The organism is Paramagnetospirillum magnetotacticum MS-1 (genome assembly GCF_000829825.1).
Classification (GTDB): domain Bacteria; phylum Pseudomonadota; class Alphaproteobacteria; order Rhodospirillales; family Magnetospirillaceae; genus Phaeospirillum; species Phaeospirillum magnetotacticum.
The window spans coordinates 139,950-160,822 of sequence record NZ_JXSL01000025.1; the positions used below are offsets into that span (position 1 = coordinate 139,950).

Below are 20,873 nucleotides of genomic sequence, written 5' to 3' on the forward strand. Positions count from 1 at the left end.
CACCCTATCACCCATACATTTGCCCAGTCCAAGGGACGGAGTACTCAGACGCCTTTTTCCCGGCGGTTGACGCGGGCCATGGACAGGCCCAGGCAGATCCCCGCCCAGGCCAGGGTCACCGCCAGGGACACCAGATAATGGGTGTCCGTGAACAGCCGTTCCGGGCCGCCATAGAAGGGCGCGCGGATGATCACCAGGGCGTGGCTGACCGGATTGGCCAGCATGACAGCCTTCATCCATCCCGGAACGTTGCCGATGGGGAACAAGGCCCCCGACAGCATCCACAAGGGCATCAGGAACACCATCATCACCGCGTGAAAGGCCGAGGTGGACTTCATTCCCCAGGCCAGCAGGAAACCCAGCGCCGAAAAGCCGATGCCGGTCAGCAGGAAGCCCATCAGCAGCAGGACCAGGGCGCCCGCTCCCAGATGCAGGCCGAGGAAGGGCGCGGCAATGGTGAAGATCAGGGTCTGGATCATGGCGATGGAGGTCGCCCCCAGCACCTTGCCCAGCACGATGGCCAGCCGCGACACGGGGGCGACCAGCACGCCTTGAAGGAAACCGGCGTCGCGGTCCTCGATGATGGTGATGGACGAGAAGATGGATGCGAACAGCATCATCATCAGCATCACGCCGGGATAGAAATATTCGAGATAGGTGACGTTCTCCATGCCCGCGGGCCGGAACGATCCGCCGAAACCGGCGCCCAGGAACAGCCAGAACAGCAGCGGCTGGGCCACGGTGCCCGCTACGCGCTGGGGCTGGCGGATGAAGCGGGTGAATTCCCGCTTGGCCAGGGAGAAGGCGACGGGGGCCATGCCGGTCATGATGCGGCCTTCCGCAATTCCAAAGCCAAGGCATGGTCGGGGACCGCCTTGCTGGTGACATGGACGAAGACATCATCCAGGCCGGGCTGCTTGATGGCGATGGAGCCGATATCGGCGCGGAAGCGGTCCAGGATACGTTCCAAAAGCGGCAGGCTTTCGCCGTTCTCGGTCTCCTCCAGCCGCACTTCGTCGCCGATGCAGCGCACGGCCAGGCCCATCTCGGCGCGCAGACGCTCGGCCAGGGCTTCGGCGTTCTTGGCCTGAACCACCACCATCTCGGTGCCGATCATGGCTTTGAGCGCGGCGGGGGTGTCATAGGCCAGCAGCTTGCCCTCGCGCATGATGGCGACACGGTCCACGTCGTCGGCCTCGGAGAAGACGTGGCTGGTCATCAGCACGGTCATGCCCCGCTCTTTCTGCAAGCGGTGCAGCGCGGTCAGAAAATTGCGGCGGCTCATGGGGTCGAGTCCGGTGGTGGGCTCGTCCAGCAGAAGGATCTTGGGCTCGGTCATCAGAACCTTGGCCAGTTCCACCTGCCGCGCCAGACCGCCCGACAGGGTCGCGACCTTCTGGTCCAGGCGGCCATCCAGATCGGTCCAGCTTAGGCCCTCGTCACGGCGGCGGATATAGTCGGCGCCGGTGATCCCATAGAGATCGGCGTGGATCTTCAGGTTCTCTCCCACCGACAGATGCTTGTCCACGGCCGGGCTTTGGAAGACCACACCCATGATTTCGCGCACCCGTGCCGGTTGGGCGAACAGGTCGAAGCCACCGACGACGACCTTGCCCTTGCCCGGCAATGTCATGCCGCACAGGATGCGGAACAAGGTGGATTTGCCGCTGCCGTTAGGGCCGGAGAGAATGACGAATTCCCTGTCCGCGACCTCAAGGGTCAGATCCGAGATGGCCGTCCGGGGCGGCATCTTGCGCGCGCCCGGATAGGTATGGCTGAGATTTTCGATGGTGATCATGGCCGGGCACTGTTCCACAGCCCGGCGGGTGGGTAAAGGCCCGCCTTATTAAAAAACATCAATGCTGCCCCGCTTTGACCCCGCGCACGAACGACACGAAGCGTGGCGCCCAAGGATTGGCGCCGACCGATCGCATATGAGCATAGGTGGCGAGCGTGTTGGCGATTATCAACCCGTCGTGTTTTTCGGCGATGCCGGTGCCCCGGATGACCTGATAGGCGAAACGGGGCGTGCCTTCCATATTCTCCAGCCGCGAATGGTGGAATTCATGGGCGGGCAGAACGCCGGGGCCATCTTCCAGACGGGGCCAGGGGAAGTGTTCCGTTTCGCGAAGACGCACATAGCCCCGTCCCTGGGGCGCCTTGTGCATCACCGCATCGGCGGGGATCAGCCCGACCATCTCGCGCCTTTGCCCTTTCCAAATGATGGAGCGCGACAGAAACATCAGCCCGCCGCATTCGGCATAGATGGGCAGCCCGGCCAGCCCTTTTTCCTGGATTTCGGCGCGCAAGCTGGTGTTGGCTTCCAGCGCCCCGGCTTGGGTCTCGGGAAATCCGCCGCCGATGAACAATCCGTCCAGATTTGGGGGCAGATGGGGATCGCGAGTGGCGTCGAAGAACACCAGTTCGGCGCCCGCCGCCTCCAAGGACTCCATATCATCGCGGTAATAAAAGCCGAAGGCGGCGTCCCTGGCGATGCCGATGCGGACCTTTCCCACATCCGTCATCCCGGCCCCGAGCCGGGATCCAGGAGTCGCTAAGACAGCCATCGTGTTGCCCCTGGGCCCCGGATCGGCGCTTCGCTTGTCCGGGGTGACGACGCTTTCAATGGGCGATGCCGCCTGGGCCAGGGCGATCAGGGCGTCCAGATCCACCTGGGCCGAGACCGCGCCCGCCAGCCGCGATATGGCCGCCGCCGCCGCCTCGGCCTCGTTGGCGGGGACCAGTCCCAGATGTCGCTCCATGATCTCCATGTCGGGGCCGCGATGGACGGCGCCGAGGATGGGAATGCGGGTGTAGTGGGCGACCACGTCGCGCAGTTTCTTTTCGTGGCGGGGACCGCTGACCTTGTTGAGGATGACGCCTGCGATCTTCAGCGTCGGGTCGAAGGCCTGATAGCCGATCAGCAGGGGGGCGATGCCCCGTGTCATGCCCTGGCAATCCACCACCAGGACCACGGGGGCGTCCAGCCACTGGGCTAGCATGGCCGAGGAATTGGCGCCTTCCAGATCGACGCCGTCATAAAGCCCCTTATTGCCCTCGATCAGACTGATATCCGCGCCTTTGGAATCCTGCTCGAAGGTCTGGCGGATCAGGCCGGGCGGCTGGGTGTGGAAGTCCAGGTTGCGGCACGCCCGCCCGGTGGCGGCGCCCAACCACAGGGGATCGATATAGTCCGGCCCCTTCTTGAAGGTCTGCACCGCCAGCCCGCGTGCGGTCAGGGCGGCGGCCAGACCCACCGTCACCGTGGTTTTCCCCGAGGATTTGTGGGCCGCCGAGATCAGCAGCCGGGGGGCGGGACGGGTGGTCACGCCGCCCCCGGAACCTTGGCTCTGTTGCGTTCGCGCCACAGAACCTGGGCCATGCCCTCGGCCTCGTCCACGCTGGCGGCCTGGCCCATGGCGCGAAGCGCGATGGCCATGGTGCCGGTGATGGCGGCGGCTGCCGTCTCGTCGGTCTCGGCCCCGGTCCACAGCGCCTTCAGGCGAGACAGGTTCAGATGCTCTTCATGGGGACGTGCTCCGTCCACCAGGGCGGGCCAGTTTTCCGACAAGGGCTGGCCGCCCACCAGGGATAGCACTTCGCACTCCTTTTCCGGGCGGCGTTCGGCCTCGCCGCCTTCGCCCTTGAACACCGCCATGCGCTGGTCGCCCAGCAGGCGCAGCGCCTCCTGATGAACCGGGGCATAGGGCGGGTGCGAGACGCTGGACAGGGAACAGGCCGCGCCAAAAGGATTGGCCAGCCGCGCCACGGTATGGACGGGCGAGCGCAGGCCCAGCTTGTGGCGCAGTTCCATGATGGCGTGCAGCGGTGGCGACAGATGTTCCAGGGTCATATAGGCGAAATTGCCGCGCTCCAGCCGGGCGCAGGCCTCGGCCATGGAGGTGCTTTGCGCCAGTCCCAGGGCGCTCAAAGCCTCGGACGTCCAGACCCGCCCGGCGGTGTGGCCTTCCGAGCCGTGCATGAACACCCGGATGCCGTGACCGGCCAGGGTGAGGGCGGCCAGCAGGTAAAGGGGAAGCTGGCGGGTCTTGCCCGCATAGCTGGACCAGTCCAGATCGACCTTCGGCGCGTTTGCGGGCGGCGTGATGGTGGCGCGGATGGCGGCGGCCAGTCCGGCGGCCTCCTCCGGCGTTTCGGTCTTGACCCGCAGCAGACAGAGGAAGGCGCCCAGTTGCACCGGCTCCACCTCGCCCTTCAGCACCATGGCGAAGGCGTCGCGCGCCTCCTCGAAGGTGAGCGGGCGCGACAGGCGCGGCCCCTTGCCGAGAATGCGGACATATTGGGCGAAGGGATGTTCTTGGGCCACGGGCGATCCTTTCTCGGCTGACATCGGCGGCCAATGATAGTCCAATATGCCCCGATTATGGAAAGCCCCTTATTTCAGGAAATCGTAATATGAATTTGACCATCGAGGCCGCTTTCAACCGCGCCGCTCAGTCCTATGACGGATTGCGCCGCCAATTGGTTCCCTGCTTCGACGATTTCTATGGCGCCACCCTGGATCTGGTGAGCGAGTTTGCGCCAGGGCGGGCGCGCATCCTCGACCTGGGGGCGGGGACGGGGCTGCTGTCGGCCCTGGTGGCCGAGCGTCTGCCCGATGCTCATCTGGTGCTGACCGATCTGGCCGAGGCAATGCTGGACAAGGCGCGGGCGCGTTTCGCCCGGCACTCCGCGCCTGTGGAGTTCCGGGTCATGAGCCATCTGGATCTGGCCGAGGAGGGGGGCTACGACGTGGTGATGTCGGCGCTGTCCATCCATCATTTGGAAGATGACGGCAAGCAGGCGGTCTATGCCGCCATGGCCCGCGCCACCCGTCCCGGCGGCCTTGTGGTCAATGCCGATCAGGTGGCGGGCGATACGCCCGAGATGGAGGCCCGCTACTGGACTCATTGGCACGAGGCGGTTCAGCGGGCCGGGATTCCCGCCGAGGAGATCGCCGCGGCCATCGAGCGCCAGACCCTGGATCGCCGCACGCCGCTGGCGCCGCAACTGGACTGGTTGCGCTTAGCGGGCCTGGCCCAGGTGGAGTGCCGCTACAAGAATGTCAGTTTCGCCGTGATGGCGGGGATCAGGACCTAGGGGCGATGGCTCTGCGGATATTGCCTATGCAGGCCTGAATGCGGGTCGCGCCGTCCTGGGGCGACAGGCGTTGGCTCGGTGCGGTCTCCCGCCAGCGCCGGGTGGTGTCGTCGAGCAGCAGGTGAAGGCTCCCCAGGGCTCCCACGGTGTGGCGCAGCAGGTGGCGGCAGTCGGATACGCAGATGATCAGATCGGCGCGGATGTGAAGTTCGTCCGGGTCGATAGGGAACTTGGCCAGATACTCGGAGGCGGCAATATCGATCCGGGTCCCGCTTTCCAGGACATGGGCGAGGATGCTCAGGACCGCGCCTTCGAACAGAATCTGCCTGTCGGTTGGCCTGTCCTCGGTTTTTCCCGTGATGTGCAATCTGTCCGGCAAGTCCCCACCCTTCCGATCCGGCCTGCTGGTGACCGATACTAGCCGATCAGGGTCTGCCGACCTCTGGGAGTAAAAGTCCAAGGAAAATAGCGCGCGCCACAGCATGAGCCCGCGTCGCGGCACCCATTTTCTTCATGGCATTAAGAATGTGGAAGTTAACGCCGCCAATGGATATTCCGAGATGGCGAGCAATTTCCTTGCTGCTCTTGCCGGAGGCAATAAGTTGTAAGACGTCACGCTCCCGCTCGGTCAAATTGCCTTGAATGCTGGAACCGTCCACTTCTGCACCGTATAGTGTCAAAACCCCTGTAAGCCGCAGAATAGTTGCCAGTCATCGGGGCAATCAAGCCAGATATCAGGACCTAGCAATTCAACTAGGGCTAGATCGGCATTGAAGGGGGAAAGAGTTATGACGTGGCCGTGGATATACGTACGACTAATGTCAAGCTTGTTACGGCCAATCGAACGAACTTCATGTCCTTACGAAAACAGAATGGCGGAGTTTCGAGAGACTTTCATTTTTGATCGTAAAATGAAAACCATTCTTAGCCAGCGTTCTTGTAATTGTATTTCGCGGATGCGGGACGTCAGCAAATGGCTGTGTGCAGGGCTGAATTCGAGCCCTATTTCGTCTTCATCTCGTAGACGCCGCTCCAATCGGGTGACGGCGGGTCGGCCAGAAAGTGGCGGCTGCGTTCTATGAAGATGGACGGAACCTTGTCGGCGGGGGCCAGGGCGGCGAGGTTTTCGTAGGCGGCGATGGCATCGGTCCAGCGCCGCTCCTGATAGGCGCTGAAGCCTTCCTCGGTCAGTCGGCACATTTCCAATTCCGCCGCTGTGGGGGCCAGGTCGGGATTGCCGCCGCGCAGCGCCATCAACTCGTAGACCATGGCACCGGCCTTGCGCCCCTTGACGGCGACCAGATCCAGAGGGCGGACCACCAGCGACGGACCGGCGGCATCGACCACCGCCTGGCTGATACAGATCTGGGTGCCGTAGACCTTGTTGACCCCTTCCAGGCGCGAGGCGACGTTGACGCCGTCGCCCATGGCCGTATAGCTCATGCGCCAAGCCGAGCCGATATTGCCGACAATGACCGGCGCCGTGTGCAGACCGATGCGCACGAACATGGTGGGGAGCCCCTGCGCGGTCCAGTCGGCATTCATCAGGGCCTGGACCCGCCTGGCTTTCAGTGCGGAGATGCAGCCGCGCAACGCATGGTCGTCACGCCAGACGGGGGCGCCCCAGAAGGCCATCACCGCGTCGCCTACATATTTGTCGACGGTCCCGTCCTCTTCCGCCACGCATTCCGAGATGGCGGCCAGATGGCGCGAGATATGGACCAGCAGGTCGCCCGCCGTCATGCGCTCGGACAGGCCGGTGAAGTCGGCCACATCGGTAAACATCACGGTCAAAGTCCGGTTCTGGCCGCCCAGTTCGATGGCCTTGCCGCTTGCGACGAGTTCGCGGACCAGATCGCGGGGCACGAACATGCCGAAGGTGCGCAGCGCCCGTTTCATCATGTTCATCGAATGGATCAGTTCATTGACCTCGGCGACGATGGCGTGAAGCGCGATGGGGCCGTTCAGGTCGAATCTCTGGATCTTCTGGATCTCACGGGTCAGCAGGGTGAGCGGCCGGGTAATCCAGCTCGACAGCAGCGCCACCAGCAAAAGCCCGAAAACCATGACCACAAAACCGGTGGCCACCAGTTCCCGGCTGTTTTCCCGCAGCGTTCCGACGAAATCGTCCTCCAGGACGATGATCACCATCAGCCAGTTCTTGCCCAATTGGGCCGGGAAGGGGTTGAACGAGCCCAGATGGCGGTGTCCACCCGATTCGAAACTGATGGTGGGCGTTTTAGCGGCACGGTAGGCGGCAAAGGCGTCGGTGATGACGCTTTCGCCCAGTTGGTCGGCCTTGACCAGGGAATATTTCAGCCCGTCCTGGCGCACCGTGCGCGCGGCGTCGGGATGGGCGATCAACTGTTCCTTTTCATCGACGATGAAGGCGATGCCCGATTGCCCCAAATCCAGCTTGGCAAGGAAAGCCGACATCTGGTTGGTGGCCACATTGGCGGCGGCGGCGCCGATCGCCCGGCCATCGGCGGCGATAATGGGATAGGCGGCGGTGATGCCGGGCTGGCGGTTGCTGGTATAGACCAGCAGGTCGCTCCAGATCAGCCGTTTGGTCGCGATGGCGTCCTTGTACCAGGGGCGGGGGCGGGGGTCGTAGTTCAACTGGTTGGAGGTCTCGGACCCCAGGACCTGTCCCGTCGCCGTCACATAGGTCCAGACATCGGAATAGACCCCGCCCTTGCGGTCGATGACGCGAAGCGCGAATTTTGCGCCTTCGGGCGGCTTCGAATCGTTGGCGCCGAATTTCTCCGTGCCGGGCGGGATGGGAAAGGCCTGAAGAAAACGCCCATCGGCATCGAAGGCCAGATAGATACTCTGCAACTGCTCCTGGGTTTCCAGAATGCTCATCAGATAGGGGAACAAGCTGCCGTCGCGGGCCCTGCCTTCATCGATGGCGGCCAGCCGGGCGGTGGCCTGGACGCTGGTCTCGACGGGATCGAGCAGGGCCATGCTGCTGGCGATGCCCGAGCTTGACACCCGTTCGACGAAACGCCCCATCAGTTCCAGGACCGACGCGGAGTTCCGTACATAGGCGAAGGTGACCAAGGTGACGACGGTGATGCTCAGCAGGGCGACGAAGGTGCCCATGATATTGATTCGAAGCGACAGTCCGTTGCCGCGTTTCTTGCGCCGCCGCTCCGGAAAAAGCCGTTCCGGCGCATCGCCGGACGGCGTGCTGCTCGGGGGCTCGGGCGCGGTGGGCATCGTGTTCATAAGCGCGTGATCACCGGCAAATTTAAACGAGTTGTGACAATGCTACCTCACTAGGTGGGGTGCGTCATCGGGTAAGGCCAGTAGTGAAAGTGAGATTCACATAGTCTCGCGCTGCATCCAGGTGGCCAATTGCTCGGCTGGCATGGGCTTGGCGTAGCGGAAGCCCTGAACCTTGATGCATCCGGCCTCCTTGAGGTGGATTTCCTCGCCTTCGGTCTCCACGCCTTCGGCGACGATGGACATGTCGAGAGCATCAGCCAGGCCGAGGATGGCCGAGACGATGGCGGCGTTATCACTCTGGTTGTTGACGTCGCGCACGAAGGAGCGGTCGACCTTGATGGTGTTGAGCGGAAGTTTCTTCAGGTAGGAAAGGCTGGAGTAGCCGGTGCCGAAATCATCCACCGAGACCTGGATGCCGATCTCGCGCAGCCGGGTGAGCTGTTCGATGGCGCGGTCGGGTTCCGCCATGACGGTGCTTTCGGTCAACTCGATTTCCAACTGGGACGGCAGGACGCCGTATTGGGTCATCAGGTCCGAAATACACTCCACCAGGGCATGGTTGAGGAACTGGCGCCCCGAGACGTTGACCGCCACCTTGATGCCGGTCAATCCGGCCTCGCGCCAGACGGCCAACTGGCGGCAGGATTCTTCCAGCACCCACCAGCCGATCATGGAAATCAGATTGCTTTCCTCGGCGATGGGGATGAAGAGCGCGGGCGAAACCTGGCCGCGCTCGGGGCTGTTCCAGCGGATCAGCGCCTCGACGCTGGAGGTCACGCCGGTCTGCAGATCCACCTGGGGCTGGTAGAACAACTGGAACTCGCCACGCACCAGGGCGTGGCGCAGCGCCTCCTCCAGCTTGAGGCGGTCCAGGGCTTCGTCGTTCATGTTGGAATCATAGAAGCAGAAGGTGTTACGGCCCTTCTGCTTGGCCCGGTACATGGCGGTGTCGGCGTCCTTCATCAAGGAATTGAAATCGTCGCCGTCCTCGGGGAAGAGCGCGATGCCGATACTGGCGCCCACATGGACCTTGTGGCCCGACAATTCCACCGGCTCGTCCAGTGCGGTGGAGATCTTTTCCGCCACTTCGGCCAGTTCGCTGCTGCTTTGGAAGTGGGTCAGGACCACGACGAATTCGTCGCCCCCTAAGCGCGCCACCGTGTCCGAGCGGCGCAAAGTGTGGCGCAGCCGGTCGGCGACCACCTTCAGCAGCTGGTCGCCCGCCACATGGCCCAGGCTGTCATTGACGATCTTGAAGCGGTCGAGATCGAGGAACATCAGGCCGATGCGCCGCCCTTCGCGCTTGGCCACCTCGATGGCGTGGTGGACGCGGTCTTCCAGCAGCAGGCGGTTGGGCAGGCCGGTCAGGGTGTCGTGGGTGGCCTGATGGACCAGTTGCTGCTCGGTCTCCTTGCGCTGGGTGATGTTTTCCTTGACCGCCATGTAATGGGTGGTCACGCCGTCATCGTCGCGGATGGGCGAGATGGTGGCGTATTCCCAAAACAGGCTTCCGTCCTTGGCGCGGTTGCACAATTCGCCCTGCCAGGTGGCGCCGCCCGAGAGGCACTGCCACATGTCGCGGAAGACCGAGGCCACGGTCTCGCCGGATTTCAAAAGCCGGGGATTGCGGCCCAGAACTTCGTCCTCGGAATAGCCCGAGACCAGAACGAAGGCCCGGTTGACATATTCGATGGCGCCTTGGGCATCGGTGATCATCACCGCGACCGGAGCCTGTTCCAGGGCGGTTTCCAGCTTGCGCAACTGCAGGCGGCGCTGGTGAATCTGGGTCACGTCGCGCGAGAACACCGCCACTCTGTCGTGGTTGCCCGAGGCGTTGTCCACCAGATGCATATGAATGTCGAACAGCCTGGCGCCGATGGCGTAATGGCCCTCCACCGTTTCGCCGCGGGCCAGGACGCGTTCCACGCCTCTGCGCATGGACGAGGTCACGGCCTCGGGGAGATGGTCCCAGATGGATTTGCCGGGCAGGTCGTCGCTCTTCTTTTCGAAAAAGGAGGAGGCGGCCGCATTGAGTGCCAGGATGGTGCCGGCGGCATTGACCAGCACGATGCCGTCGGTGGAGGAATCCAGCATGGCGCGGATCAGCGCCTTGCCGTCCAGGATGGTCTGTTCCGCCTGCTTGCGCTTGCTGACGTCGTAGATCCAGGCCAGATTCACCGCCTCGCCGTTCAAGCTGGCCGAGCGGATGGTCAGAACCGACCAGAAGGATGTGCCGTCGACACGGAAGAACTTCACGTCGGCATCGGCGATCTCGCCTGCTTCCTTCAACTGCCGCACCACTTCCCGGCGCTGGTCGTCATCGGCGAAAAGGCGCCGGGCCGGATGGCCGATACACTGGTCCGGCGTCATGCCGGTCACCTGACAGAATCTGCGGTTGACGAAGACAACCTGGCCGTCGCGGCGGCGCGACACGGAAACTCCGATCGGGCTTTCATCCAATATGCCCAGAAAATCGGTAATTTCGGCGGGAAGAGACATGGTGATCAGAATCTCAGCTACGAGGCGATTTCGTCAAATCTAACCGTAAAATGACGAAGTGTCACGACGGGGATAGGGCCTATACCCGACTCATCGCTCTCCATCCGGTGGGGGCGGCGGTCTCTCCCCGTCTTGCCGGGCGGCGCGGCTGGCCCTATAGTTCGGGCACCATGACAGACGCACCCTTTCCGCACCGTCATCTCCTCGGCATCCAGGGTCTGGCGCCCAGCGAGATCACCAGCCTGCTCGACCTGGCCGAGGGCTATGTCGAACAGAACCGCTCCAGCGACAAGCGCAAGAATCTCCTGCGCGGCCGCACGGTCATCAACCTGTTCTACGAGAACTCGACGCGCACGCGCACCAGCTTCGAACTGGCGGGCAAGCGTCTGGGCGCCGACGTCATCAACATGCAGTCGGCGGGCTCCTCGGTGCAGAAGGGCGAGACCCTGATCGACACCGCCATGACGCTCAACGCCATGCATCTGGACGTCCTTGTGGTGCGCCACCCCGATTCGGGCGCGGTGAAGCTGCTCTCGGAAAAGGTCAATTGCGCCGTGATCAATGGCGGCGATGGCAGCCACGAACACCCCACCCAGGCCCTGCTGGACGCGCTGACCATCCGCCGCAGGAAGGGCAAGCTGTCGGGCCTTAACGTCGCCATCTGTGGTGATGTGCGCCATTCCCGCGTTGCCCGCTCCAACATCTATCTGCTCAACGCCATGGGGGCGCATGTGCGCCTGATCGGCCCGCGCACCCTGCTGCCGTCCGGTCTGGACCGCATGGGCGTCGAGGTCTTCCACGATATGAGGAAGGGCCTGGCCGACGTGGATGTGATCATGATGCTGCGCATCCAGAACGAGCGCATGAGCGGCAATTTCATTCCCAGCATCCGCGAATATTTCCACTTCTTCGGCCTGGACCGCGAGAAGCTGGGGATCGCCAAGCCCGATGCGGTGATCATGCATCCCGGACCCATGAACCGGGGCGTCGAGATCGATTCCGACGTGGCCGACGATGTGGAGCGCTCGCTGATCCGTTCGCAGGTGGAGATGGGCGTGGCGGTGCGCATGGCCTGTCTGGACATGCTGACCCGCGACTTGATCCGTTCCGAAGGAGCCGCCTGATGGCCGCCCGCAATTCCTCGGGCCTGGTGGCCTATGTCAATGCCCGCTTGCTGGACCCGGCCACCGGCCTGGACACCAGGGGCGCGCTGCTGACCAATGGCGAGACCATCGCCGATGTGGGCCCCGGCCTGTTCCAGGGCGGCGTGCCGTCGGGCATGGAGGTGGTGGATTGCCAGGGCCTGTGCCTGGCTCCCGGTCTGGTGGACATGCGCGTGCAACTGCGCGAGCCGGGCGAGGAGCATAAGGAGACCCTGAAATCGGCGGGCGAGGCGGCGGTGGCCGGCGGCGTCACCTCCATGGTCTGCCTGCCCAACACCAATCCGGTGATCGACGAAGTCGCCACCGTTGAATTCGTGGCGCGCCGCGCCCGCAAAATCGGTCTGGCCAAGGTCTACCCCTATGCCGCCGCCACCAAGCGGGTGGAAGGCAAGGAACTGGCCGAGATGGGCATGCTGGCCGAGGCGGGCGCGCTGGGCTTCACCGACGGTATCCGGGCCATCCGCAATGCCCAGGTGATGCGCCGTGCGTTGACCTATGCCGCCACCTTCGGCCTGTTGATCGTCCAGCACCCGGAAGAGCCCTCCCTGGCCGAGGGCGGCATGATGAACGAGGGCGAACTGGCCACCCGCATGGGCCTATCGGGCATTCCGGTGGCGGCCGAGGCCATCATGCTCGAACGTGACATGCGTTTGGTGGAGATCACCGGCGGGCGCTACCACGCCGCCCATATCGCCACCCGGGAAGGCGTCGAGATCATCAGGAAGGCCAAGGCCAAGGGCCTGTCGGTCACCTGCGACACCGCGCCGCCCTATTTCGCCCTGAACGAACTGGCGGTGAAGGATTACCGCACCTTCGCCAAGCTGTCGCCGCCGCTGCGTTCGGAACCCGACCGTCTGGCGGTGGTCGAGGGACTGAGGGACGGCACCATCGACGCCGTGGCCTCGGACCATTCGCCCCAGGACCAGGATTCCAAGCGGGTGCCCTTCGCCGTGGCCGAGTTTGGCGGCGTCGGTCTGGAAACCCTGCTGGCGGTGACGCTGGACCTTGCCCATAACGGCCATATGAGCCTGATCGAGGCTTTGAAGCTGGTCACCTGCGCGCCCGCCTCCATCCTGAATCTGGCGGCGGGGCGTCTCAAGGTGGGGGCGGCGGCCGATCTGGTGCTGTTCGATCCCGATCGCGGCTGGAAGGTCAATGCCAAGACCTTCCATTCCAAGTCCAAGAACTCCCCCTTCGACGATCGCCCGGTCCAGGGCATGGTGATGCGCACCATCGTCGATGGCCGGACGGTGTATACGCATGATGCTTGAGTTGTTCGCGGCGGCCATCGGCGGTTATCTTCTGGGCTCCGTCCCGTTCGGCCTCGTCCTGACCCGATTGGCGGGCTTAGGCGATATCCGCCAGATCGGCTCGGGCAATATCGGCGCCACCAATGTGCTGCGCACCGGGCGCAAGGGCCTGGCTCTGGCCACCTTGCTGCTGGATGGCGGAAAGGGTGCCATCGCCGTGGGGCTGGTCTGGGTTCTGCTGGGCCGGGACATGGTGCCGGTGGCGGGCTTCGCCGCCGTTCTGGGCCACAACTTCCCCGTCTGGCTGGGCTTCAAGGGCGGCAAGGGGGTGGCCACCACGATCGGCACCTTGCTGGCGGCGGCCTGGCCGGTGGGTCTGGCCTGTATCGGCACCTGGCTGGTGAGCGCGGCCATCTTCCGCATCTCGTCGCTCTCGGCGCTGATCGCCTTGGCGGCCTCGCCCGGCTTCGCCCTCTATTTCGCAGGACCTCAATACGCCCTGATGTGCGCCGGTCTGGCGGTGATGGGCTTTTACCGCCACAAGGCCAATATCATCCGCTTGATCCGGGGTGAAGAGCCGAGGATCGGGGGTAAGAAAAAAGCGGAGAGCGAGGGATGAACACGCCGCCTGCCGCGGGAAGTCTGTTCGAGAAAATTCCCGACGACGATTTCGGGGCTGAATCCATCGACACCCTGCTCCAAGGAGGGCGCTTCCGCCTGCTGCGCATCGTCTCCAACGGCCAGACCACGCCCGAGGGACAATGGCTGGATCAGGACGACGACGAGTGGGTGGTGGTGGTCAAAGGCGCCGGTATGGTCCGCATCGAGGGCGAGGACCATTCCCGCGCCCTGACGCCTGGCGACTGGCTGTTCCTGCCCGCCCATTGCCGCCACCGGGTGGAATGGACGGCGCCGGACCAGCCCACCGTGTGGCTGGCCCTGCACCGGGACATCTGATACGGCAGCCGCCTGAAGAGTTTGTCATCCCGAGCGTATGCGAGGGATCTCCGTCTGGCGCATCGGTTCCAGATCTGAAAGGCAGTGCCAGGACGAGATCCCTCCTCCCGTTGGTCGTTCGGGACGACAGGGCGAAGGGATCCGCCGGATGCTGTCCGACTACATATCCTCGCCCGCAATGGCCTTATCCAAGAGGGCGATGGTCTCGGCGATGCCGAACAGCTTGATGAAGCTGCCCATGCGCGGGCCCTGGTCGTTGCCCAGCAGCACCTCGTAGCAGGCCTTGAACCAGGCCTTGAGTTCCCCGAAGCAGGGGCGCTTGCCGATGGCGTAGACCAGATTCTGGATGTCGTCGACCGAGGCGTCGGCGGGAAGGGCCAGAAGACCGTCTTTTAGAGCCGTGAAAGCCTCCACCTCATCGGGCGTGGCCTTGCGGTACTTCATGTTGGGCTTCACGAAATCCTTGAAATAGGCGATGGCATAGCCCACCAGCCCGTTCAGGATGGGCGCGGTCTCGGGGGCGGCGCCCGGCGCATAGCGCTTGATGAAGCCCCAGATCACCGCAGGGTCGTCGGAATGACAGACGCTGACCAGATTCATCAGGATATTGAAGGACAGATGGGCGTCCTCGGCCGGAGGCTTGCCGCCATGGATGTGCCACACCGGATTGTCCAGCTTCTTGCCCGGCTCCTCGGACGGGAACTTGCCCAGATAGGCCAGATACTCGTCCACGGCGCGCGGAATGACGTCGAAATAGAGGCGCTTGGCGGTCTTGGGCTTTTGGTACATGAACAGCGCCAGGCTTTCCTGCGGCGCGTATTTCAGCCAGTCCTCCACCGCCAGGCCGTTGCCCTTGGACTTGGAGATCTTTTGGCCCTGATCGTCCAGGAACAGTTCGTAGGTCAGGTTAAGTGGCGCGCGGCCGCCTAAGATGGTGGCGATGCGGGTCGAGAGCTGGACCGAGGGGATGAGGTCCTTGCCGCTCATCTCGTAATCGACGCCCAGCGCCACCCAGCGCATGCCCCAATCGGCCTTCCATTGCAGTTTGCAAGCGCCGCCGGTGACCGGGGTCTCGATCAACTTGCCGTCCTCGCGCTTGTAGACGATGGTGCCAGCCTCCACATTGCGCTCGACGACCGGGACCTGGAGCACGATGCCGGTGTCGGGGCAGACGGGCAGGAAGGGGGAATAGGTGGCGCGGCGCTCGTCGCCCAGCGTCGGCAGCACCACGTTGATCACCTCGTCATAGTGCTTGAGCACGCCCAGCAGGGCGGCGTCGAAGCGGCCCGACTTGTACCAGTCGGTGGCCGACTGGAACTCGTATTCGAAGCCGAAGGTGTCGAGGAAACTGCACAGGCGGGCATTGTTGTGATGCCCAAAGCTTTCATGGGTGCCGAAGGGATCGGGAATGCGGGTCAGCGGCTTGCCCAGATGCTTGGCGACCATCTCCTTGTTGGGGATGTTGTCGGGCACCTTGCGCAACCCGTCCATATCGTCGGAGAAAGCGAACAGGCGGGTGGGAATCTCGGGCGCCAGCAACGAGAAGGCGCGGCGCACCATGGTGGTGCGCGCCACTTCGCCGAAGGTGCCGATATGGGGCAGGCCCGACGGGCCATAGCCGGTTTCGAACAGAACATAGCCCTTATCCGGCGCTTTACCTTTCAGACGCTCATCCAGCAAAGCGCGGGCCTCTTGGAAGGGCCAGGCGGTGGCGGAGCGGGCAAGGTCGCGGGAATCGGAGGACATGGGTCTAAGCTTTCCGTTCAGAAAAATGAAGAGCGGAAAGCTAGCCCCCGTGAGGGGGCTGCGTCAATCATCGGGAAAAGCGGGCGGGACGCTCAGCGCTTCTTCTTCTCGTCTTCCTCGGTGCGGTTGGCCAGGTAGTTGGACAGTTCCTTCATCTGGGCCTGCCATTCCTGCTCGGCATTGCGCTCGCGCAGCCAGATATCGGGGTCTTCCTTGACCTGGCGGAGATAGCGCACCGTGTAGGGGACATGGGTTTCCCGCTGGGCGTCGGTGGTGCCGAAATTGCACACGAAGCTTTCCAGGAAGGCGGTGGAAACCCGCGGGAACACCCGGTGGCAGGCCAGGACCAGAAAGTCGCCCCATTCGGGCGGGAACTTGGCGAAGGCGTTCAGCAGATTGTCGCGCAACGCGCCCTCGCGGGCCTTTTGCTGGAAGATGCGCGGGTCCTTTTCCTGCTCGTAGAGATCGTGGCAGATGCGCCATGCGTGATTAAGGCGCTTCCACCAGTCGTTCTTGGGGTCCAGCAGCGAGCGCAGCGTCTCGATCTCGCGGTTGCCGATCTTGGGGATGTCGTAGGCCATGGGCGAAGACGGCGCCAGCATCTCACGTAGCGCCTTGGTGTTGTCCTTGACCTGGAAGACCCGCGTGCCGTCGGGTCTCTTGGTCTCCAGCAGCTTCAGATCGTCCCAGCCGCTGTTCCAGCCCTGCAGGATACTGTCTTCCAGGGGCTTGGTGACATGCTCCCAGAAGCTGTCGCTATCGTCCTCGGCCCATTCATAGCTGGTGGACAACATGCGGATGTTCCGGCTTTCCCATATGGTGGGGAAGATGAACTTGGTCACCGCCGCCTTGAATTTCTCGGCGAATTCGGGCGAGGCCAGGAAGAAGGGCGGCAATTCCCGCTTCAGATCGGGATTGTGGCGGTGGAAGAAGACCAGAACCTTGTCGATGCGCCGCCCGATGGCCGCCTCGCACAGCCGCTCGAAGCTTTCGAAGCTCTTGGCGGGCGGGGGAAGCTCTGGCACCACATATTCCAACCGCTTCAGCAGATGGGCGAGATTGGGGGGCAGTTCGTATTCGATGTCCTTGTGGCGGGCCTCCCACCGCGCCTTGCGCGCTTCCTCGTCCTCCTTTGGGGGCAGGCCATTATACATCTCGACGGCCGCGGGCGGCGGCGGAGGGGGCGGCGGAGCCTTCTTGGGGATGGAGGCCTTGTACTTCATATCCTCCTTGAGGATATGGGTGACCAGCCAGTCGGTGAGCACTCGGATCAGGACCTGGGAGCAGGTCTTGAGATCCTCGTCCTGGGTCGCGGCCTTGAACTTTTCATGCAGCAGTCTGGCCTTCTGGGCCAGAGTCTCGTGCGCCTTCTTATGCTGCTCGATCTCCGGATATTTGATGGCCGCCATCACAGATTCTTCGCGGCGGAAATGCTCGTCCACGTAGCGCAGCAACTCGTCCGTGACGGTGGCCACCTGGCGCCAGTTGTCCTGGCCGATCCACTGTTCGGTTAAGTTGATCAGATCGATCAGTCTTTTGTGGTCGGCATCCAATGCCGGTGCACCCACCGACATGGCATCGCGCCAAACGATCATTCCATCCCCCGCCCAACACATACGCCATAGGTAAGTCACACCCTTAATCAGATGTGACTTTAGGTATCCTTGTCAACGGTGATAGGGCGAAAGAAGGGTAGGAATTCTACTCCCTAGAGGGATGTGCCTGCCCATCGGAAGGATAGGAAAGGGACGAAGCGGAGGCGACCTGAGGGTGGCGTTCATGCTCGGACAGCAAGGAGGCGGCCAGGATGGTGCAGTAATCGCCGAACTCACAGTTCCGCAGGCTGGGACAAGCCAGAAGCCGGCGTGTGAAGTCAATGAGAGGGGCAGGCTCGCCAGCGTCGATCAGCCGTTGGCCGTCTTCGGAAACCTTGCGGAAATTGCAGTCCTCAGCATGCGTGGCCATGGGCGCCTCTGCCTACAAACAATTATGGCGAACGACAATGTCGTCCGCCATGGGCATGATTATACCAAAGAGTAATTTGCCGGAGAAGGCCTAAGCTTTAGGTGGGGATGAAATAATGCTTACGAATTAAGTAAAAGAATCCGAAAAATTCCATAAAATTTTATGCATCTCCCGTCTCCAGCAAAGCCCGGCACTGCCTCACCGCCTCGGCCAGCCCCACCTTGACCGGCTCCACGCCGGGCGGAAAGGCGCCGAACAGCCGCGACGGCATCATGGGATCGAGAAGGACGAATACACCCCGGTCGTCGGCCCGGCGAACCAATCGGCCAAAGGCCTGCTTGAGACGCAGGCGGGTGATCATGTCGTCATAGGCCCGGCCGCCGAATTCGGCGCGGCGCGCCTTATGCAGAATGTCGGGCCGAGGCCAGGGCACCCGGTCGAAGACGATCAGGTGAAGCGAGCGTCCCGGTACATCCACCCCGTCCCTGACCGCGTCGGTTCCCAACAGGCAGGAGTGTTCTTCGGCGCGGAAGATGTCCACCAGGGTTGAGGTGTCCATATTGTCCAGATGCTGGGCCAGCAGCGGCAGACCTGCATCTTCCAAAGGTGCGCTGATGCGCTTGTGCACGGCCTTGAGGCGCGAGATGGCGGTAAAAAGGCCCAAGGCCCCGCCATGGGCAGCCAGAAACAGCTCGCGATAAGCCGCCGCCACCTGATCCATATCGTCCTTGCGCACATCGGTGACGATCAGCACCTTGGTGCGGGCGGGATAGTCGAAGGGCGAGGCCACTTCGGCGCGCACCGGATTGCTGTCCAGATGGATGGCGCCGGTGCGCCGCTCGGCGGCCCGCCAGTCGGTCTCCACATCGCCCGACCCGTCTTTCAGCGTCGCCGAGGTGATGACGATGCCATGGGCGGGCTCCACCACGGCCTTGGCGAAAGGCCGGGTCGGATCGATCCAGTGGCGGTGCATGCCCGCGTCGTAGTCGCGGCCATCAATTCTATCGACGGCGAACCAGTCAATATACTGCCGGTCCAGAACCCCGCCCTGGACGATGGTGTCCAGCATGCCCTTCCACCCGGCCAGGGGCATCAGCACCCGGCGCTCGATGGAGCGGCAGATGCCTTCGATGCGCGACCGTGTGGCCGATTCCAGTTCGGCGGCTTCGTCGTCCAGCAGGGCGGCCAGGGATTTGCTCAGGACCTGTAGCGGCAAGGCGATGCGGCCCAGGGCACCGGCCAGGCTTCCCGCCGCCTCGGGCAGACCTTCCAGCGGAGCGGTGGTTTCCGTCTCCAGGCTGTAGGGGGAATCGGGATGGGCGGCGCGGGCATAGACCTGTCGGCGCAACAGGCCCAGGAAGGCTTCCGCCGGTCCCTGGGGCTCGCCCTCGCTGATGCGCACCATCCAGCCGGGGCCGGGCAGGGCGCGGGCGGCGGCGAGGGCGGCGTCCAGGGCGGCGATGGCCTCTTCCGAGCCGCCCACCAGATCCTCGGCGCGGCGGTGCAGTCCGCGGGCACGCGACCGGCTGACCGCTTCGCCCTCGGGCCCCAGGATCCAGCGCCGCACCTCGGCGGCCTCCATGCCGGTGAGATGGGCGGAAAAGGCGGCGTCGGCAGCGTCGAAAACGTGATGGCCCTCGTCGAAGACCAGCCGGGTCGGCTGGGCGCCGTCGTCCAAGCCCCCCAAGGCCGCCTGGATCATCACCAGGGCATGGTTGGCGACCACGATATCGGCGCGGCGTGCGCGGCGCACGGCGCGCTCGATGAAGCATTTGCGGTAATGGGGGCAGGCGGAAAAGATGCACTCGCCCCTGCGGTCGGCGATCCCTAAGGTGCGGGCGCGGCCCAGCACTTCCACCAGCCAGCCGGGGAAGTCGCCGCCCACCATGTCGCCGTCACGCGTGGCCAGCAGCCAGCGGGCCATCAGCCCCACGGCGGGAGCGTCCTGGTTGCGGTTGCGGGTGACCATCTCCTCGTAGTTCAGGAGGCAGGCGTAATTCTCGCGGCCCTTCCTGATCACCACCTTGCGCGCCTTGTCGTGGGCATTGGGGAACAGGCGGTCCAGTTCCCCGTCCAACTGGCGCTGGAGATTGCGGGTGTGGGTGGAGATCCACACCGGCGCGCCGTTCTTCTCGGCCCACAATCCGGCGGGCGCGATATAGCCCAGCGTCTTGCCCGTGCCGGTTCCGGCCTCGGCCAGGACCAGATGGGGATGGGCCTCGGCTTCGCGCGGCAGGAAGGCGCGGCTGACGGCGGAGGCGTAATCGGCCTGGGTGGGGCGCTGCTCGGCGCCTTCGCCCAGCATCAGGGCCAGACGCTGGCGGGTTTCGACGGGATCGACGGGAATATTGCCGGGCGGCGGTTCGGGGGCGTATTCGCTCCATTCCGGCAGCCGGTCCCAGATTCGCATGGCCCCGCCGCCGCGACCCGAATCGCCCTGCACGCCCAAGGCCGCCAGCACCGCATTTCCCCAGCCCCAGCCGCCGCGCGCCATCATCCAGGCCAGACCGCGGGTGTCGGTGGCCCTGGCGGCGGTGTCGGCCAGGGTGCGGGCCGCCAGTTCTTCCAGCAGGCGGCGCACCGACGTCATCAGCGCCTCGGCCTCGTCCTCCAGATCGGCGGGGGCGGGCAGGCCCATGGCCTCGGCCAGCCCGCGCGGCGTCGGCAGGCAGAAGCGGGCGGGCCGTACAAAGGCGAAGAGTTCGAGAATGTCGAGACGCAGGAAGTCGTCGATGCCAAGCCGCGCCGCCACCGCCGGTCCGTGGCAGACCAGCGGGCTTTCATTGCGGGCGTAACGCGCAGCCTCGGTGCGGGTAAGGCGCCTGAACTCGCCATCCGGCTCCAGCGCCACCGCGCCCCGAACCCCGGCGACCAGCACCGGGACATGGGGCAGCAATATGCGGGACGGCGCAGACATGGCCGGAGACTACAGGGAGAACGATTGGTGCACAAGACACGCCTT

General features: G+C 64.0%; 16 protein-coding genes. 5 read left to right on the plus strand and 11 right to left on the minus strand.

The window, feature by feature from the left end:
* Positions 1 to 44: 44 nt before the first annotated feature.
* Genes CCC_RS07960 through CCC_RS07975 form a run of 4 tightly spaced genes read right to left on the minus strand, consistent with a single transcriptional unit; the run spans position 45 to position 4,327 of the window.
* Positions 45 to 827 (minus strand): ABC transporter permease, encoded by a 783-nt coding sequence (locus tag CCC_RS07960; RefSeq protein ID WP_052473005.1) that lies wholly within the window; start codon positions 825 to 827, stop codon positions 45 to 47.
* On the minus strand, positions 824 to 1,798 hold the full coding sequence (locus tag CCC_RS07965) for an ABC transporter ATP-binding protein (RefSeq protein WP_009868075.1): 975 nt from the start codon (positions 1,796 to 1,798) through the stop codon (positions 824 to 826). Before CCC_RS07965 ends, CCC_RS07960 begins: the two co-directional genes overlap by 4 nt.
* A gap of 58 nt (positions 1,799 to 1,856) precedes the next feature.
* Positions 1,857 to 3,329: a cobyrinate a,c-diamide synthase gene (locus CCC_RS07970; RefSeq protein ID WP_009868076.1), complete on the minus strand. Its 1,473-nt coding sequence runs from the start codon at positions 3,327 to 3,329 to the stop codon at positions 1,857 to 1,859.
* Positions 3,326 to 4,327, minus strand: a complete 1,002-nt coding sequence (locus tag CCC_RS07975) for a glycosyl transferase family protein (RefSeq protein WP_009868077.1) — start codon at positions 4,325 to 4,327, stop codon at positions 3,326 to 3,328. The genes CCC_RS07970 and CCC_RS07975 overlap by 4 nt, the downstream gene beginning before the upstream one ends.
* An 89-nt stretch (positions 4,328 to 4,416) precedes the next feature.
* On the opposite strand from CCC_RS07975, the gene CCC_RS07980 reads away from it, so the two are divergent.
* Positions 4,417 to 5,100 (plus strand): class I SAM-dependent methyltransferase, encoded by a 684-nt coding sequence (locus CCC_RS07980; RefSeq protein ID WP_009868078.1) that lies wholly within the window; start codon positions 4,417 to 4,419, stop codon positions 5,098 to 5,100.
* On the opposite strand, the gene CCC_RS07985 is transcribed toward CCC_RS07980, so the two are convergent.
* From CCC_RS07985 to CCC_RS07995, 4 genes are all read right to left on the minus strand, one after another.
* Entirely contained in the window at positions 5,090 to 5,479 is a 390-nt protein-coding gene (locus tag CCC_RS07985; protein ID WP_236686337.1) for a hypothetical protein, read from the minus strand. The two genes, CCC_RS07980 and CCC_RS07985, sit on opposite strands and share 11 nt — an antisense overlap.
* Before the next feature lie 46 nt (positions 5,480 to 5,525).
* Positions 5,526 to 5,759 (minus strand): helix-turn-helix domain-containing protein, encoded by a 234-nt coding sequence (locus CCC_RS21695; RefSeq protein ID WP_152619738.1) that lies wholly within the window; start codon positions 5,757 to 5,759, stop codon positions 5,526 to 5,528.
* Positions 5,760 to 6,102: 343 nt separating this feature from the next.
* Positions 6,103 to 8,331: a cache domain-containing protein gene (locus CCC_RS07990; protein ID WP_041040696.1), complete on the minus strand. Its 2,229-nt coding sequence runs from the start codon at positions 8,329 to 8,331 to the stop codon at positions 6,103 to 6,105.
* Between the two features lie 96 nt (positions 8,332 to 8,427).
* A complete protein-coding gene (locus tag CCC_RS07995) occupies positions 8,428 to 10,830 on the minus strand; it encodes a sensor domain-containing protein (protein ID WP_041040698.1) in 2,403 nt (800 codons plus the stop codon).
* Positions 10,831 to 11,000: 170 nt separating this feature from the next.
* On the opposite strand from CCC_RS07995, the gene CCC_RS08000 reads away from it, so the two are divergent.
* The 4 genes from CCC_RS08000 to CCC_RS08015 are packed head-to-tail and all read left to right on the plus strand — an operon-like array spanning position 11,001 to position 14,200.
* Positions 11,001 to 11,954, plus strand: coding sequence for an aspartate carbamoyltransferase catalytic subunit (locus CCC_RS08000; RefSeq protein WP_041040791.1), 954 nt, complete (start codon positions 11,001 to 11,003; stop codon positions 11,952 to 11,954).
* The gene (pyrC, locus tag CCC_RS08005; protein ID WP_009868998.1) at positions 11,954 to 13,264 is read left to right on the plus strand and encodes a dihydroorotase; all 1,311 of its coding nucleotides are present in this window, start codon (positions 11,954 to 11,956) and stop codon (positions 13,262 to 13,264) included. The genes CCC_RS08000 and pyrC overlap by 1 nt, the downstream gene beginning before the upstream one ends.
* A complete protein-coding gene (gene plsY / locus CCC_RS08010; protein WP_009868997.1) occupies positions 13,257 to 13,862 on the plus strand; it encodes a glycerol-3-phosphate 1-O-acyltransferase PlsY in 606 nt (201 codons plus the stop codon). Before pyrC ends, plsY begins: the two co-directional genes overlap by 8 nt.
* On the plus strand, positions 13,859 to 14,200 hold the full coding sequence (locus CCC_RS08015) for a cupin domain-containing protein (protein ID WP_009868996.1): 342 nt from the start codon (positions 13,859 to 13,861) through the stop codon (positions 14,198 to 14,200). The genes plsY and CCC_RS08015 overlap by 4 nt, the downstream gene beginning before the upstream one ends.
* 159 nt (positions 14,201 to 14,359) lie before the next feature.
* Here CCC_RS08015 and CCC_RS08020 read toward each other — a convergent pair whose 3' ends face one another.
* From CCC_RS08020 to CCC_RS08035, 3 genes are all read right to left on the minus strand, one after another.
* Positions 14,360 to 15,946: a lysine--tRNA ligase gene (locus tag CCC_RS08020; RefSeq protein ID WP_009868995.1), complete on the minus strand. Its 1,587-nt coding sequence runs from the start codon at positions 15,944 to 15,946 to the stop codon at positions 14,360 to 14,362.
* A gap of 92 nt (positions 15,947 to 16,038) precedes the next feature.
* Positions 16,039 to 17,541, minus strand: a complete 1,503-nt coding sequence (locus tag CCC_RS08025; protein WP_009868994.1) for a bacteriohemerythrin — start codon at positions 17,539 to 17,541, stop codon at positions 16,039 to 16,041.
* A gap of 530 nt (positions 17,542 to 18,071) precedes the next feature.
* A complete protein-coding gene (locus CCC_RS08035; protein WP_041040705.1) occupies positions 18,072 to 20,828 on the minus strand; it encodes an ATP-dependent DNA helicase in 2,757 nt (918 codons plus the stop codon).
* Between the last annotated feature and the right edge of the window lie 45 nt (positions 20,829 to 20,873).

Bases quoted from the DNA above. Each gene is read 5' to 3' on its own strand.
- CCC_RS08015 (WP_009868996.1), top strand. From the start codon at position 13,859: ATGAACACGCCGCCTGCCGCGGGAAGTCTGTTCGAGAAAATTCCCGAC.
- CCC_RS08020 (WP_009868995.1), bottom strand. From the start codon at position 15,946: ATGTCCTCCGATTCCCGCGACCTTGCCCGCTCCGCCACCGCCTGGCCC.
- CCC_RS08000 (WP_041040791.1), top strand. From the start codon at position 11,001: ATGACAGACGCACCCTTTCCGCACCGTCATCTCCTCGGCATCCAGGGT.
- plsY (WP_009868997.1), top strand. From the start codon at position 13,257: ATGCTTGAGTTGTTCGCGGCGGCCATCGGCGGTTATCTTCTGGGCTCC.
- CCC_RS08035 (WP_041040705.1), bottom strand. From the start codon at position 20,828: ATGTCTGCGCCGTCCCGCATATTGCTGCCCCATGTCCCGGTGCTGGTC.
- CCC_RS07980 (WP_009868078.1), top strand. From the start codon at position 4,417: ATGAATTTGACCATCGAGGCCGCTTTCAACCGCGCCGCTCAGTCCTAT.
- CCC_RS08025 (WP_009868994.1), bottom strand. From the start codon at position 17,541: ATGATCGTTTGGCGCGATGCCATGTCGGTGGGTGCACCGGCATTGGAT.
- CCC_RS07965 (WP_009868075.1), bottom strand. From the start codon at position 1,798: ATGATCACCATCGAAAATCTCAGCCATACCTATCCGGGCGCGCGCAAG.
- pyrC (WP_009868998.1), top strand. From the start codon at position 11,954: ATGGCCGCCCGCAATTCCTCGGGCCTGGTGGCCTATGTCAATGCCCGC.
- CCC_RS07990 (WP_041040696.1), bottom strand. From the start codon at position 8,331: ATGAACACGATGCCCACCGCGCCCGAGCCCCCGAGCAGCACGCCGTCC.
- CCC_RS07995 (WP_041040698.1), bottom strand. From the start codon at position 10,830: ATGTCTCTTCCCGCCGAAATTACCGATTTTCTGGGCATATTGGATGAA.
- CCC_RS07960 (WP_052473005.1), bottom strand. From the start codon at position 827: ATGACCGGCATGGCCCCCGTCGCCTTCTCCCTGGCCAAGCGGGAATTC.